Source organism: Raoultella sp. T31 (assembly GCF_002806725.1).
GTDB lineage: Bacteria > Pseudomonadota > Gammaproteobacteria > Enterobacterales > Enterobacteriaceae > Klebsiella > Klebsiella electrica.
This window is the reverse complement of record NZ_PIBO01000011.1, coordinates 71,373-86,146: the sequence shown is the minus strand read 5'-3', so window position 1 is coordinate 86,146 and position 14,774 is coordinate 71,373. Positions and strand designations below refer to the sequence as shown.

The 14,774-nt window shown below is 54.9% G+C and carries 13 protein-coding genes; 10 read left to right on the top strand and 3 right to left on the bottom strand.

Annotated elements, in window-relative coordinates:
• The first annotated feature begins 89 nt into the window (after positions 1 to 89).
• The 5 genes from mntR (at position 90) to CWM52_RS10450 (ending at position 5,147) form a co-directional block, all read left to right on the top strand.
• Positions 90 to 563 carry a manganese-binding transcriptional regulator MntR gene (gene mntR / locus CWM52_RS10470; protein WP_100684043.1) on the top strand — a complete coding sequence of 158 codons (474 nt, stop codon included), beginning with the start codon at positions 90 to 92 and terminating at the stop codon, positions 561 to 563.
• On the top strand, positions 560 to 1,672 hold the full coding sequence (locus CWM52_RS10465) for an SLC13 family permease (protein ID WP_100684042.1): 1,113 nt from the start codon (positions 560 to 562) through the stop codon (positions 1,670 to 1,672). Before mntR ends, CWM52_RS10465 begins: the two co-directional genes overlap by 4 nt.
• A 107-nt stretch (positions 1,673 to 1,779) precedes the next feature.
• A complete protein-coding gene (locus CWM52_RS10460; protein WP_100684041.1) occupies positions 1,780 to 2,820 on the top strand; it encodes an aldo/keto reductase in 1,041 nt (346 codons plus the stop codon).
• A gap of 153 nt (positions 2,821 to 2,973) precedes the next feature.
• Positions 2,974 to 4,350 carry a glycoside hydrolase family 1 protein gene (locus CWM52_RS10455; protein ID WP_100684040.1) on the top strand — a complete coding sequence of 459 codons (1,377 nt, stop codon included), beginning with the start codon at positions 2,974 to 2,976 and terminating at the stop codon, positions 4,348 to 4,350.
• Positions 4,351 to 4,430: 80 nt separating this feature from the next.
• Positions 4,431 to 5,147 (top strand): GntR family transcriptional regulator, encoded by a 717-nt coding sequence (locus tag CWM52_RS10450; RefSeq protein WP_100684039.1) that lies wholly within the window; start codon positions 4,431 to 4,433, stop codon positions 5,145 to 5,147.
• A 47-nt stretch (positions 5,148 to 5,194) separates the two neighbouring features.
• On the opposite strand, the gene ldtB is transcribed toward CWM52_RS10450, so the two are convergent.
• Positions 5,195 to 6,109, bottom strand: a complete 915-nt coding sequence (ldtB, locus tag CWM52_RS10445; protein ID WP_100684038.1) for a L,D-transpeptidase — start codon at positions 6,107 to 6,109, stop codon at positions 5,195 to 5,197.
• Positions 6,110 to 6,309: 200 nt separating this feature from the next.
• Positions 6,310 to 7,092, bottom strand: a complete 783-nt coding sequence (locus CWM52_RS10440; protein WP_100684037.1) for a tyrosine-protein phosphatase — start codon at positions 7,090 to 7,092, stop codon at positions 6,310 to 6,312.
• 178 nt (positions 7,093 to 7,270) lie between these two features.
• Here CWM52_RS10440 and CWM52_RS10435 point away from each other — a divergent pair, with 178 nt between their 5' ends.
• Positions 7,271 to 8,863, top strand: coding sequence for an ABC-F family ATPase (locus tag CWM52_RS10435; protein WP_100684036.1), 1,593 nt, complete (start codon positions 7,271 to 7,273; stop codon positions 8,861 to 8,863).
• A gap of 87 nt (positions 8,864 to 8,950) precedes the next feature.
• Here CWM52_RS10435 and CWM52_RS10430 read toward each other — a convergent pair whose 3' ends face one another.
• On the bottom strand, positions 8,951 to 9,961 hold the full coding sequence (locus CWM52_RS10430) for a GntR family transcriptional regulator (RefSeq protein ID WP_100684094.1): 1,011 nt from the start codon (positions 9,959 to 9,961) through the stop codon (positions 8,951 to 8,953).
• A gap of 321 nt (positions 9,962 to 10,282) precedes the next feature.
• On the opposite strand from CWM52_RS10430, the gene CWM52_RS10425 reads away from it, so the two are divergent.
• From CWM52_RS10425 to CWM52_RS10410, 4 genes are read left to right on the top strand one after another with little or no spacing between them, the layout of a single operon-like run.
• Entirely contained in the window at positions 10,283 to 11,680 is a 1,398-nt protein-coding gene (locus tag CWM52_RS10425; protein ID WP_100684035.1) for an amidase family protein, read from the top strand.
• A gap of 12 nt (positions 11,681 to 11,692) precedes the next feature.
• A complete protein-coding gene (locus tag CWM52_RS10420) occupies positions 11,693 to 12,574 on the top strand; it encodes a polysaccharide deacetylase family protein (RefSeq protein WP_100684034.1) in 882 nt (293 codons plus the stop codon).
• Between the two features lie 31 nt (positions 12,575 to 12,605).
• Positions 12,606 to 13,982 (top strand): MFS transporter, encoded by a 1,377-nt coding sequence (locus CWM52_RS10415; protein ID WP_227521280.1) that lies wholly within the window; start codon positions 12,606 to 12,608, stop codon positions 13,980 to 13,982.
• A gap of 9 nt (positions 13,983 to 13,991) precedes the next feature.
• On the top strand, positions 13,992 to 14,768 hold the full coding sequence (locus CWM52_RS10410; RefSeq protein WP_100684033.1) for an SDR family NAD(P)-dependent oxidoreductase: 777 nt from the start codon (positions 13,992 to 13,994) through the stop codon (positions 14,766 to 14,768).
• The last annotated feature ends 6 nt before the right edge of the window (positions 14,769 to 14,774 follow it).

The window sequence follows — 14,774 nt, the reverse complement described above, 5'->3', positions numbered from 1 at the left end:
ACGTTAATTTTTTGTGCTACGGGCCCAATCATTTACAATGGGGCTCTTTTGAGATGATGCTTGAGGCGTCACACGTATGAGGAAGCACAATGAACCGTCGCGCGGGTAGACCTATAACAAAAAAAGTGACGCAGCTTGTTAATGTTGAAGAACACGTTGAAGGGTTTCGTCAGGTGCGCGAAGCTCACCGTCGGGAGCTGATTGACGACTACGTTGAACTGATTTCAGATCTGATTCGCGAAGTGGGAGAGGCGCGTCAGGTTGATATGGCCGCGCGCCTGGGGGTCTCCCAGCCAACGGTGGCCAAAATGTTAAAACGCCTGGCCAGCGTCGGCTTGATTGAGCAGATCCCGTGGCGCGGGGTCTTTTTAACCCCGGAAGGCGAGAAGCTGGCGCATGAGAGTCGCGAACGCCATCAGATCGTCGAGAATTTCTTACTGGTTCTGGGCGTGAGTCCGGAGATAGCCCGCCGCGATGCGGAAGGGATGGAACATCACGTCAGTGAAGAGACCCTGGCGGCATTTAATCAGTTCACTGTTAAATATGGGCGGCAAGGAGAATGAGTCTTCCGTTTATCCAGTCTCTGGCCCGCGATCGTTTTCTGCATTTACTCCTGATCATCGCCTGCGGTTTAAGTTTCTTTGTCCCGTTTGCGCCAAAAAGCTGGCCTCAGGCTATCGACTGGCACACCATTATCACCCTGAGCGGTTTGATGCTGCTGACCAAAGGGATTGAGCTGAGCGGCTACTTTGATGTGCTCGGCCGCAAAATGGCGCGGCGGTTTGCCACCGAGCGCCAGCTGGCCATTTTTATGGTCCTTGCGGCAGCGCTGCTCTCGACGTTCCTGACCAATGATGTGGCGCTGTTTATCATCGTACCGCTCACGCTGACGTTGAAAAAGTGGTGCGCGATACCGGTTAACCGGCTGATTATTTTCGAGGCGCTGGCGGTCAACGCCGGATCTTTGTTAACACCTATCGGCAATCCACAAAATATCCTGCTGTGGGGGCGATCCGGGCTTAGCTTCCTTGGGTTTATCGGGCAAATGCTGCCGCTGGCGGCGGCAATGATGCTGACGCTGCTGGCGCTGTGCTGGTGCTGTTTCTCCGCCAGCCGCCTGTCCTTTCAAAGCGCGGATCGGGCGCCATCGTGGCAGCCGAAGCTGGTTTGGAGCTGTCTGGCGTTTTATCTGATATTCCTGACGGCCTTAGAAATGAAGCTTGAACTGTGGGGCCTGGGGCTGATTATTCTCGGTTTTCTGCTGCTGGCGCGAGCGGTGATTATCCATGTGGACTGGTCGCTGCTGCTGGTCTTTATGGTGATGTTTATCGATGTTCATCTGTTGACGCAGCTTCCCGCGCTGCATCAGGTGCTAAGCGGCGTCGGCCAGCTTTCTGCTAGCGGCTTGTGGCTGTCGACGATTGGCCTGTCGCAGTTTATCAGCAACGTACCGGCCACCATTCTGCTGCTCAACTATGTCCCTCCTTCGACGCTGCTGGCCTGGGCGGTCAACGTTGGCGGCTTTGGCCTGCTTCCCGGCTCGCTGGCCAATTTAATCGCGCTGCGTATGGCGTCAGATCGCCGCATCTGGTGGCGTTTCCATCTTTACTCTCTGCCGCTGTTGCTGTGGGCGGGGGCGGTCGGTTACGCATTATTGCTATTTATCGCCTGATTTTCGGAGGATTGGGCAAGGAACAGACAGAATCACCCCATTCGCCCGCTTCGCCGCGGGCGTATAACGTTAACGCTGAGGTTTAATATCCTGATGAGGAGAGTCCAATGCGTTATCAAAAACTCGGAAACACCGGTCTGTTTGTCTCCCGACTGTGCCTGGGCACCATGACTTTTGGCGGCGAAGGCGGCATGTGGGGGAAAATTGGTCAGCTGCGCCAGACGGAGGCCGAACAGCTGGTGGGCAGTGCGCTGGATGCGGGCATTAACTTTATCGACACCGCCGATGTCTATTCTGAGGGCCGGGCGGAAATGTTAACCGGCCAGGCGCTAAAAAACCTGAAGGTTCCGCGCGAGAACGTGGTGGTCGCCACCAAAGCCTTTGGCGAAACCGGTACGGCCGGCGTCAACTCCCGCGGCAATTCGCGCTTTCACATCATGGGAAGCGTCAAAGAGAGTCTGCGACGGCTGCAGCTCGATCATATCGATCTTTATCAGCTCCACGGTTTCGATCCGGCAACGCCCATTGAGGAGACGCTCTACGCGCTGGATAACCTGGTGCAGCAAGGGCATGTTCGCTATATCGGCGTGTCAAACTGGGCGGCCTGGCAAATCGCAAAAGCGCTGGGGATTTCCGCGCGCCTGGGGCTGTCGCGCTTTGCTTCCCTGCAGGCTTACTACACCATCGCCGGGCGCGATCTGGAGCGTGAACTGATCCCGATGATGCAGAGTGAAGGGGTCGGTTTGATGGTCTGGAGTCCGCTGGCCGGCGGTTTGCTGAGCGGGAAGTACGATCGCGATGGTCAGAGCGCCGAAGGCGGCCGCCGCCAGACGTTTGATTTCCCGCCGGTAAATAAAGATCGCGCCTTCGACTGCATCGATGTTATGCGCGTCATCGCGCAGGCGAAAGGTGTTTCGGTCGCCCAGATTGCTCTTGCCTGGCTGCTGCATCAGCCGGCGGTCAGCAGCGTGATTATCGGCGCAAAACATCCCGCGCAGCTGGCGGACAACCTCGCCGCCGTCGATATTCACCTGAGCGAAGAGGAGCTGGCCCAGCTGGATGCGGTCAGCGCCCTGCCGCGCGAATACCCCGGCTGGATGCTTGAGCGCCAGGGCGAATATCGCCGCGATCAGCTCGCCCGGCAATAAACACCGTACGTTGTCTGGCCGGATCGGCGCCCCCGATCCGGCTTTTTTATTTGCTGCGCTCACAAAAAACGATCCTTTGTTTTGCCTGGGAAGAGAATACTGTTTATATGACTAGTCATGAAATATAAATGACTAGTCATAAAGGGGCGAGAGATGAACAATGCACTACCGGCGGACTTTTTGTGGGGGAACTCGGTTTCCAGCATGCAGACGGAAGGAGCCTGGAATGAAGGGGGGAAGGGGATGTCGGTGTACGATGTTCGCGAGCCTGCGGAATTCGCCTCCGACTGGAAAGTCGCGACGGACTCTTACCATCGCTATCGGGAAGATTTCGACCTGATGCAGGATCTGGGGATGAACTGCTATCGTTTCCAGATTGCCTGGAGCCGGGTATGTCCGCTGGGCGACGGCGAATTTAATGAACAGGGGATCGCCTTCTATCACCAGTTTATTGATGAACTGCTCGCCCGCGGTATTGAGCCGATGATCTGCCTGTATCATTTCGATATGCCGCTTTCGCTGGCGGAACGCTATAACGGTTTCACCGATCGTCGCGTGATGGACGCTTTTATTCGTTACGGCCAGAAGATGATCGCCTGCTACGGCGACAAGGTGAAGTACTGGCTGACCTTCAACGAGCAGAATCTCTACCATATGCCGGAGGCGTTCCTTATTACAGGCTATCTGCGCGGTGAGAAAACCCTGCGCGAGCTGTACCAGATCCAGCACCACGTGATGATGGCCCACGTGCACCTGACCCACTATCTGCACCAGGTGAAACCGCAGTGTTTAATGGGCGGTATGCTGGCGCACGCGCTGGTCTATCCGGCGACCTGTAAGCCACGCGATATTCTCTGCGCTCAGCAGCTGGATGAGTTCTTTAACCAGAATCTGCTGCGCGCATTTGCCGGAGAAGGCTACAGCCCGGAAGTCATGCATTTCGTGGCGCGGGAAGGTTTTAGCGAGATCTACCGGGAAGAGGATCTGGCGCTGATGGCGACGGTAAAAGTCGACTATCTGGCCTTCAGCTACTATGCCAGCCGGACCCTCGACAGCGATCCTGTGCCGCCTGATACGCCGGTGAACAACTATATGCTGTTCGGTGATAAAGCGAATCGCTGGTTGAAAGCAACGGAATGGAACTGGCAGATTGACCCGCTCGGTTTCCGTATGATTATCACGCGCTACTACAACGACTGGCGTTTGCCGGTATTCCCGATTGAAAACGGCATTGGCGTGATTGAGTCATGGGATGGTGAGACGCCGGTGGCCGATGATTATCGTATTGCCTATCATCGCGATCATATCAACGCCATGAAAGAGGCGATATTTACCGATGGCGCGCAGGTGATGGGCTACCTGGGCTGGGGATTGATTGATATCCTTAGCTCTCAGGGCGATATGCGCAAGCGCTACGGTGTGGTGTATGTGAATCGCGAAAACCACGATCTGAAAGACCTTAAGCGCGTGCCGAAGAAAAGCTACGCCTGGTTAAAACAGGCTATCCACAGCAATGGTGACGTGCTGTAGCGGGGCTATCTGTTCTCAGGCCCGCCAGCGTTTGGGCAACAGAACACTTCCAGAGAACATCATTAATAAAAGGACGGGGAATGACGGCGAAGTATCTTGCGATCGCGCGGGAAATCAAAAAACGAATTATCAGCCAGCAGTATCTCGCCAGCGCCCCGTTACCCGACCAGTTTGCGTTGGCAGCGGAATTTAACACCAGCAGGATGACCATCCAGCAGGCGATGCGCCAGCTGATTGTCGAGGGGCTTATCTATACCCGCAAAGGGCAGGGCACTTTCGTGCGCAAGAACTTTCTGCAGCTCTCGCAGTGGGAACTGCCGGGTAGCGATTACTTCGGCGCCACCAAAACCTGGGAGCATCTGGGGGAGGTGACCAGCCAGGTGATCCGCTTTGAACCGCGCTTTGCCACGGAAAAGGAGCAAGCCTCGCTGATTATCGACGCCGATGCCCCGGTCTATGACTTTGTCCGCCTGCGGGTGCTCAATGGCGAGCCGGTCTCGCTGGATATGACGGTGATGCCCGTGGCGCTGGTGCCGGGGCTTAATAAAACCCATCTGGAAAGTTCGGTGTTTCGTTACGTGCAGGAGACGCTGGGGCGAAAGCTGATGGGCTCGTATCGCGTGGTCCGGGCGATGAAGCCGGATGCGCTGGATCAGCAGCATCTGAACTGCGGCGAGAGCGATCCGGTGCTGGAAGTCGAGCAGGTTATCTATCTGGAAGACGGGACGCCGCTGGAGTATGCCCGCTGCCACTATCGCTACGATCATGGCGGCATTATCCTGGTCAATAACGGATAAAAAAGGCGGGCACCGGGCCCGCCTTTTCATACTGTTACGTCAGAAGATTAGTTCAGACGAACCGGCATACCGGAACGGTTCTGGATAGCCTGCTCGACAACGGTCTGATCGACGTCGGGCTGGCCGGTGACCGCCTGAACTTCTTTGGTCAGCGCAATCGGTACGATTTCACCACCCTGGAACTGTGCTTCGGTGGTGGACAGCGGGTTATGTACTTCGACATAACGGCTACCGTCCGGCTCGGTGGTCGCTTTCACCGGCTCATCGATAAACTCGACGCGGGTATCAACCGGCACATTTTCAAACAGGAATTTGATGTCATCGTTACGCAGACGGACGCAGCCGTGGCTGACGCGCAGACCGATACCGAAGTTAGCGTTGGTGCCGTGGATAGCATACAGACGACCAATATACAGCGCATACAGGCCCATCGGGTTGTCAGGACCCGCCGGTACGACGGCCGGCAGCGGGTTACCCGCCGCGATGTATTCCGCGTGCATCTTCGCCGTCGGCGTCCAGGTCGGACCCGCTTTCTTACGTTCTACCTTGGTGACCCACTTGATCGGCGTATCTTTGCCCAGCTGGCCGATACCAATTGGCAGCACGATAACGGTGTTGGTGCCTTTCGGGTAGTAGTAAAGACGCATTTCCGCGCTGTTGATAACGATACCTTCATGCACGGTATCGGGCAGAATCAGCTGCTGCGGGATATTCAGCACGGTGCCGCCCTTCGGCAGATAGGTATCCACGCCCGGGTTGGCTTCCAGCATGTTGGACAATCCCATCTGGTATTTAGCCGCGAAATATTCCAGCGGTTGCTTGTTGTTATCAGGAACCGTAATCACCTGGTTCTGACCAATCAGTCTACTGCCGTCGGTTGGCAGTGGATAAGTGACAGCGGATGCTGTGTTGCAAAAGCCGACGAGGGCGAAGGCTGCCGCTAAAAGTGTCGATATTTTCATATTCTTCATGTCGTGTGCAGTGGCAAAGCCACAAAGGCCTTTGTCAGATGATTTAGCTAATAGATGGGAGCGCATTATATGTGCATTCCATCAAACAGGGAAATCAGATGTGTACGAAATCACACTTTTTTGCCAGTTGTTTCAACTGTAGCCCGCCGTTTTTCATTTCTGCGCAAATCGTGGCGGAAAAAAGGCGGCATTTACCCCTCGAGAAACCGCGAGCGCAGCGCTTCTCGCGCCTCTGGCGTCAGCTGATACTCCTGTTCCAGCCATGTATCCACACTGGAATAGCGGTCGTGAATCGCCGATAGCGCCGCCGCGAGGTACGACTCATGTACCGTCAGAATTTCTGCCAGGTTCTGCCGTCCGCGGGGGCTCAGTTCATTGTCGAGCAGGCTGAGGATCCCGGTTTCGACCTGGTTTAGCATGCCGTGGGTGAGGAGATACTCCTCCATCACCGTCGGCGTGTCGCAGCCAAGGGCGAACAGCGCCAGCGCGCAGCCGACGCCGGTACGGTCTTTGCCTACCGCGCAGTGCTGCAACAGCGCGCCGTCAACAGGCTGCATCAGCCAACCGGCAAGCTGGCGATAGGCGGCGTTGTTAAAGGGCAACTGACGATAAAGCTGCAGCATAAACTTCTCGCCGTTCATGGCATTGAGCGTCGCGGCATTCAGCTCCGTGACTTTGGCATCGACGTCTGGCGTCAGAGGATTGGCGGGCGCATTGAGATAACGCATCCGTTCATTGAGCCTGTCGGGGCTGCGCTGGACCTCGTGCGGATCGCGATAATCAATGACCCGGGTCACCGGCAGAGTGTCGAGATGGCTCAGATCTTGATCGGTCATCTGGTGTAACGAACCGGAGCGCAGCAGTTTCCCCTGGCGCACGCGGCGACCGTCGGCGGTGTGCAGGCCGCCGAGGTCGCGAAAGTTGATACCGCCCTGAAGCGATAAGAATGCCGGATGGCGAGAGTATGTCGTCATAGGTTCCTTCCAGATTAAGGGAAAAAATCATGTATCGGGTAAATGAATCGCGCACGATAAGAGAGACCGTACCACAGGCGCCGCCTGCGATTTTATTGCAAACCGTGAAAAGTGATGGCTTTGCTGGCATAATGCCCGATGTATCACACTTCTCATTCTCTTTTTTCAGGATAACCCCGTGCTAGTATCCAGCAACGTCACCATGCAGTTTGGCAGTAAGCCGCTGTTCGAAAACATCTCCGTCAAATTTGGCGGCGGCAACCGTTACGGCCTGATTGGCGCTAACGGTAGCGGTAAATCCACCTTTATGAAGATCCTCGGCGGCGATCTTGAGCCGACGTTGGGTAACGTCTCTCTCGATCCCAACGAACGTATCGGTAAACTGCGTCAGGATCAGTTCGCCTTTGAAGAATTCACCGTGCTGGATACGGTCATTATGGGCCACGGCGAGCTGTGGGAAGTGAAACAGGAGCGCGATCGCATCTATTCCCTGGCGGAAATGAGCGAAGAAGACGGCTATAAAGTGGCCGACCTGGAAGTCACTTACGGTGAAATGGACGGCTATTCTGCCGAAGCGCGCGCCGGTGAGCTGCTGCTTGGCGTCGGGATCCCGGTTGAACAGCATTACGGCCCGATGAGCGAAGTGGCGCCAGGCTGGAAGCTGCGTGTACTGCTGGCGCAGGCGCTGTTTTCCAACCCCGATATTCTGCTGCTCGATGAACCGACGAACAACCTGGACATCGATACCATTCGCTGGCTGGAGCAGGTGCTGAACGAACGTGACAGCACCATGATTATTATCTCGCACGACCGTCACTTCCTGAACATGGTCTGCACCCATATGGCCGATCTCGACTACGGCGAACTGCGCGTGTATGCCGGCAACTACGATGAATATATGACCGCCGCGACCCAGGCGCGCGAACGCCTGCTGGCCGACAACGCCAAGAAAAAAGCGCAAATCGCCGACCTGCAATCCTTCGTCAGCCGCTTTAGCGCCAACGCTTCAAAATCGCGCCAGGCGACCTCACGCGCCCGCCAGATTGACAAAATTAAGCTGGATGAAGTGAAAGCCTCCAGCCGTCAGAACCCGTTCATCCGTTTTGAACAGGATAAGAAGCTGTTCCGTAATGCGCTGGAAGTGGAAGCGCTGGCGAAAGGTTTTGACAATGGTCCGCTGTTCAAAGGGATCAATCTTCTGCTGGAAGTGGGCGAGAAGCTCGCCGTGCTCGGGATCAACGGCGTGGGTAAATCCACGCTGCTGAAAACCCTGGTAGGTGAACTGGAACCGACCAGCGGCAGCGTAAAATGGTCTGAAAACGCGCAGATTGGCTACTACGCGCAGGATCATGAATACGAATTTGAAAACGATCTGACCGTCTTCGACTGGATGAGCCAGTGGAAGCAGGACGGCGATGACGAGCAGGCGGTGCGCAGCATCCTCGGTCGTCTGCTGTTTAGCCAGGACGATATCAAAAAGCCGGCAAAAGTGCTGTCCGGTGGCGAGAAAGGCCGCATGCTGTTCGGTAAGCTGATGATGCAAAAACCGAACATCCTGGTCATGGACGAACCGACTAACCACCTGGATATGGAATCGATCGAATCGCTGAACATGGCGCTGGAGATGTATCAGGGGACCCTGATCTTCGTTTCCCACGACCGTGAGTTCGTCAGCTCCCTGGCGACCCGGGTGATCGAAATTACCCCTGAGCGCGTGATCGACTTCAGCGGTAACTACGAAGATTACCTGCGTAGCAAAGGTATCGAATAACCTTTCCTGACGTGGGCTACAGGGCTGAACGGGCCCTGTAGTCCCGTTAAAGAGAGGAAACCTCCTGGCCGCAATGGTAAGACAGACTTATCGTGCCTCCATAAATGCAGGTAGCGTTGGTACAGGTAATACCGACAGGACTTTAAGGCGCTGTAAAGTTCGCTGTTGGGCGCATTCCAGATGATCGCACAGACACGCGGCCGCCAGCTCCTGGTTGCCTTTCAATAGCATTTCGTATACCAGACAATGCTCTTCCAGCATGGCTGTTTCCACGGGGATCGCCAGCAGATCGTAAAAAATGCGGGTGACGATAAAGGGGGACTGATTCTGACGCAGTATCTGCATCATCAGCTTATTACCCGCAGGTTCAAGACAGCGTACGTGCAAATCTTCTTCCAGCATTTCCAGTTCCGCCGGCGATAGCCGTCTGCCTTTGCATTTCTGGGTTCTTGACAGCGCCGCCGTCAACCATTCTGGAGAAAGGTGCTTCCCTGCCTTACGTAATGCAGCGGGTTCCAGATTTGCTCGAATTTCAAAATGATCGGCGATTTCGCGGGCGGTCAACGGGCCGGTTAGCCATTGAGAATAAGGCTCTTTTTCCACCAGACCTTTGTCACGAAGCCGCATCAGGCTCTCGCGGATCACTGAACGGCTGATATTGTAATGCTGTGCCGCTTTTTGCTCATCAACCTGATAGCAGCCAAATATCATGGCCGTGGAGAGGACAATCTGGAGATTTTCCAGCACTTTTTCGCCAGAGCTACGTGTATCTACCAGCTCTTCCTGTTCATCCAGCCCCAGCAGTTCACGCGTGAGAGCAATGCGCAGAGGTTCTATCTCCTCGGCATCCTGCGCCACGATAAAACCCCGCCCTTCAAAACGCGCAATCAGGCCTTCTTCATGTAACAGGCTTAGCGCCCGGCGAACCGGCACCCGACTGGTGCCAAACAGTTGCGCCAGTGGTCCTTCCAGTAGTACCAGACCCTGAGGTATTTTTTTCTGTATCAATAAGTTATGTAAAACATGCCGAATGACTTCGTAGCGCGATGAGCCAGTATCTTCCGCTGCCTTGTGTGTACTGTTTGTCCGCATGATCATTTTGTCAGTCCTGTTCCAGTCATGACACATTATCACATCCTGATGGAGGGCAAACTGCCGTATGTACTGGCACTACTATAGTGCAGTCTGCCCAATAACGGATCATTGATTTAAATATACATTTAAAGAAAGAGGCTTGCTGTATGAGATTCACTTTTTGCGTACATGAATTTTATTTTTTTAAAATATTGATAAATTTGTAAAAAATAAAATATTAAACACTAAGATCACAATTTCATTACTTTTAATTCGAATTTATGGCATTGGTATTGCTAATCTTTAAATGAACATTAATTGAAAATGTACATTTAAGGGTGGCGTATGAACGCTGAGAATATTCGTTACCAGTTTCAGTTGGGTCAGCTTGATGCCTGCGATATTGCTGCACTGTTTTGCCAGGGCAGTCTCACGCCGTCGGCCTTTATCGAGGTCTGCCTGGCTGCTGCTGAGCGGAGCAGCAACATTTTCATCACGCTTACCCATGAGCGTGCACGCGAAGAGGCGGCCGCATCGACATTACGTTGGCGGCAGGGAAGACCTCTGAGTGCCTTAGACGGTATTCCTGTTGTCTGGAAGGATCTGTTCGATCTCGCTGGTACCAGAACGACCGCTGGTTCTGCGACGCGTTTGCAGGTGCCAGAGGCCAGTGAAGACGCCGGGATGGTCATCCGGTTAACCCAGGCCGGTATAGTGAATATGGGTAAAACTAATTTGAGCGAGTTCGCTTTTTCCGGGCTAGGGATTAACCCGCTATTCGGTACACCAGTAGTCTGCTCCAGGCGGTCAACAGAACATGTTCCCGGTGGCTCATCAAGCGGGTCTGCTTGCGCGGTTTCCGCAGGATTGGCCTGTTTTGCTATAGGCACCGATACGGCAGGTTCAATTCGGATACCGGCGGCGTTTAACGGTGTTATTGGCTATCGCGCAAGCCGCCATCGCTACACCGACAGCGGGGTATTTCCCTTGGCTGCGTCCTTGGATACGCTGGGCCCACTATGCCGAAGCGTCCGGGACGCGCGTGAGCTCGATGTTATCCTGTGTGGCACAACCGATGAGGCTTTCAGTACGCCACGTTTTATCGCCGATCCCGTGCTGCTCGATAGCGCCGATGCGGCGGTGCGGGAAAAGAGCTACCGCTGCCTGGCCTTGCTTGCGGCAAGCGGCTTTACGGTAGACTTTCGTCCCGTTCACTCCTTTCATCGGGCTCTGGCATGGATTGCCGAACATGGATGGCCTGGAGCGATTGAAGCTTTCCGACTGCATGCCGATCTGCTGAATTCTCCCGCGGCTGAAAAAATGGACCCTTTCATTCGGCGGCGCTTAGAGGACTCCGGACAGCTTAGCCCCTCGCTTCTTGATGACTTTTTACAGCAACGATCCGCCTGGCAGTGCGCCATGGCCGCTGAACTGGATGGCGCCATTCTGGTTACACCGACAGTGGCGCATGTTGCCCCTCTTTATCAGCCATTAATTGCTGATGCAACGGCATTTGCCAAAACCAATATCGCAACGCTGCGTTTAACTATGCCGGGTAGCTTACTGGATATGCCCGGCGTGGCGTTTCCTGCCGGTACGGATACTGACGCGCTGTACACCAGTCTGCTTTTCTCATTACCCGCTGGCGAAGATCGCCGGCTCCTGATGGCTGCCAGTGCGGTAGCCAATGTTCTTGCGCCGCGCCGCGCTGCTGGCGCGGATTTCTCTGCAGTACAACCCTGAAGGAACTGAACTATGGCCAAAGAAATACTTTGTGCATTTGGTGTGGACGTTGATGCCGTCGCTGGTTGGTTGGGTTCATATGGCGGTGAAGATTCTCCCGATGATATTTCTCGCGGTTTGTTTGCCGGGGAAGTCGGGACGCCGCGCCTGCTGAAAATGTTTGCTGAGCAGAAACTGCGTACGACCTGGTTTATCCCTGGTCATTCCATTGAAACCTTCCCTGAACAGATGAAAGCGGTAGTGGATGCCGGTCATGAAATCGGCATCCACGGCTATAGCCATGAAAACCCGATCGCGATGACGCCTGCGCAGGAGGAGGCGGTACTGGATCGCAGTATTGAGCTGGTAAGCCAACTTTCCGGTAAGCGCCCCACCGGGTATGTCGCTCCCTGGTGGGAATTCAGCAACGTGACAAATGAGCTGTTGCTGAAAAAAGGCATCAAGTATGACCACAGCCTGATGCATAACGATTTCCATCCGTACTACGTTCGCGTAGGTGATAGCTGGACCAAAATCGACTATAGCCAGCATCCCGATACCTGGATGAAACCACTGCAGCGCGGCGAGGAAACGGATCTGATTGAGATCCCTGCTAACTGGTATCTCGATGATCTGCCTCCCATGATGTTCATCAAAAAGTCGCCAAACAGTCATGGCTTCGTCAATCCCCGCCATCTGGAAGAGATGTGGCGCGACCAGTTCGACTGGGTGTATCGCGAAAATGACTATGCGGTATTTGCCATGACTATTCACCCCGATGTTTCCGGGCGTCCGCAGGTGTTGTTAATGCTGGAACGCTTAATTCAATACATCCGTAGCCATGAAGGCGTTCGTTTTGTGACTTTTGACGAGATTGCCGACGACTTTAAGCAGCGCAAACCGCGTTCGGCATAATCCCCTTAACCCCTGACTGAGTGATAGCACTATGAGCACGTTTAAAAAGATCTCCGTAAATGGCTGGCAGCCGCAGCAGTTGACTATCAGGGATGTGAAATTTGCCACCTGGATCGCTTTTTTTGCCTGGGTTTTTGCAGTCTATGATTTCATCCTTTTTGGCACACTGCTGCCGGAAATTGGTAGCCATTTTAACTGGAGCGAGGTTGAGCAGTCGGAGATTGCTACCTGGGTTGCCGTTGGCGGTGCGGTTATTGCACTGGCGATAGGGCCTCTGGTCGATCGCCTTGGCCGTCGTATGGGGATCGTCATCACCGTTGGCGGCGCTGCCATCTGCTCGTTGCTGACGGCGGTGGGCGGGGCCTGGGGGAAAGGTGCTCTGACGGCGATTCGCTCTGTCGCGGGTCTCGGTTACGCCGAGCAAACCGTCAATGCCACCTATCTGTCTGAGCTGTATAACGCGATTGATGATCCGAAACTCAACAAGCGCAAAGGATTTGTTTATAGCCTTGTTCAGGGCGGCTGGCCGGTGGGGGCCCTCGTTGCCTCAGCACTGACCGCGATTCTGATGCCTGTTATCGGCTGGCGGGGCAGTTTTATTTTCGCTGCGCTGCCTTCGTTGGTTATCGCTGTGCTTGCTCTGAAGCTGAAAGAAACGCCGCAGTTTCAGGTGCAAAAGAAGATTAGGCAGCTGCGTGAGCAAGGCAACGAGAAAGATGCGCGTCAGGTGGCAGAAGATTATCAGGTCTCTTATGAAGAGCATCATCGGGCAGGTCTGAGCGCAGCCTTTCGCGGCACGTCGCTGCGTTCAACCCTGGTACTCGGCGCTGCGGTGCTGATTAACTGGTTTGCCATCCAGATTTTCAGCGTCCTTGGCACGACCGTCATTACCAAAACCCACGATATCTCTTTTAATAACTCTCTGCTGATTCTGATCCTCTCGAATCTGGTGGGCTACTGCGGCTACCTGGCACACGGCTGGCTCGGTGATCGGATCGGGCGCCGCAATACCATTGCTGCGGGCTGGATGCTCGGCGGCATATCTTTTGCTGGCATGCTCTACTGCCCGGATAATTTTGCCACCATCGTAGCGCTCTACAGTATCGGGCTGTTTTTCCTGATTGGCCCATACGCGGCGGCCCTGTTCTTTATCAGTGAGAGCTTCCCGACCACAATTCGCGCCACTGCCGGTGCGTTGGTTGCCGCGATGGGGCCGGTCGGCGCGATTATCGCGGGTATTGGTACGACCAGCGTACTCAGCAGCGGCGGTCACTGGCAGGAGGCAGCGCTATGGTTTGGCGCCATTCCGTGCTTCGTTTCCGGCATCATCATTCTGCTTGCCCGCACGACGACGCATAACGGCGTTGATGTGAAAACGGTGGTGACCTCAACGCAGTCGCGGGTTTAAGGAGTAACGATGAAACCGACTTTGTTAACTCAACCGGTCGCCGCAATCAGCGGCGCCGCCAGCGGTATTGGTCTGGCGTTGGCCACACTCTACGCACAGCGCGGGGTACGTATTATCGCGGGGTATTATCCGGCAGATCCCCACGATCCTGCGGCGGCCGCCGCGCAGGTAGAGGCGGCTGGTGGCGATGCGCTTTGGCTACCGCTGGATGTCGGCTCGACCGCTTCCGTCGACACTTTTATCGCCCAGGGCGTACAGCATTTTGGCCGTCTCGATTACATGGTTGCGAACGCGGGTATTTTGCGTCGTGCCACTATTGAAGAGATGAGCGATGCTCTCTGGAACGATATGCTTAATGTTGATCTGACCGGAGTGATGCGCTGTTTCCGTGCCGCCGCACCGTATTTGAGCGCTGGCGCGAGTCTGGTGGCGGTATCTTCTATCGCAGGGGGCGTGTACGGCTGGCAGGAACATGCGCACTATGCCGCGGCTAAAGCGGCAGTTCCGGGGGTCTGCCGTTCGTTAGCCATTGAGCTTGCCCCAAAAGGTATACGCTGTAATGCCATTATTCCCGGTCTGATAGAAACGCCCCAGTCGCTGGATAAACAAAACTCTCTTGGCCCGGAAGGACTGGCCAGAGCCGCAAAAGCGATCCCACTTGCCCGGGTTGGTCGTGCGGATGAGATAGCTAAAGTGATTGCGTTTTTGACCAGCGAAGAAAGCAGTTATCTCACGGGTCAAAGTCTTATTGTTGATGGCGGGCTAACGGTCCGCTGGCCTGATTAAGGAGTG

Coding starts and splice junctions, on each gene's coding strand:
- mntR (WP_100684043.1), top strand. CDS start 90: ATGAACCGTCGCGCGGGTAGACCTATAACAAAAAAAGTGACGCAGCTT.
- CWM52_RS10465 (WP_100684042.1), top strand. CDS start 560: ATGAGTCTTCCGTTTATCCAGTCTCTGGCCCGCGATCGTTTTCTGCAT.
- CWM52_RS10460 (WP_100684041.1), top strand. CDS start 1,780: ATGCGTTATCAAAAACTCGGAAACACCGGTCTGTTTGTCTCCCGACTG.
- CWM52_RS10455 (WP_100684040.1), top strand. CDS start 2,974: ATGAACAATGCACTACCGGCGGACTTTTTGTGGGGGAACTCGGTTTCC.
- CWM52_RS10450 (WP_100684039.1), top strand. CDS start 4,431: ATGACGGCGAAGTATCTTGCGATCGCGCGGGAAATCAAAAAACGAATT.
- ldtB (WP_100684038.1), bottom strand. CDS start 6,109: ATGAAAATATCGACACTTTTAGCGGCAGCCTTCGCCCTCGTCGGCTTT.
- CWM52_RS10440 (WP_100684037.1), bottom strand. CDS start 7,092: ATGACGACATACTCTCGCCATCCGGCATTCTTATCGCTTCAGGGCGGT.
- CWM52_RS10430 (WP_100684094.1), bottom strand. CDS start 9,961: ATGATCATGCGGACAAACAGTACACACAAGGCAGCGGAAGATACTGGC.
- CWM52_RS10425 (WP_100684035.1), top strand. CDS start 10,283: ATGAACGCTGAGAATATTCGTTACCAGTTTCAGTTGGGTCAGCTTGAT.
- CWM52_RS10420 (WP_100684034.1), top strand. CDS start 11,693: ATGGCCAAAGAAATACTTTGTGCATTTGGTGTGGACGTTGATGCCGTC.
- CWM52_RS10415 (WP_227521280.1), top strand. CDS start 12,606: ATGAGCACGTTTAAAAAGATCTCCGTAAATGGCTGGCAGCCGCAGCAG.
- CWM52_RS10410 (WP_100684033.1), top strand. CDS start 13,992: ATGAAACCGACTTTGTTAACTCAACCGGTCGCCGCAATCAGCGGCGCC.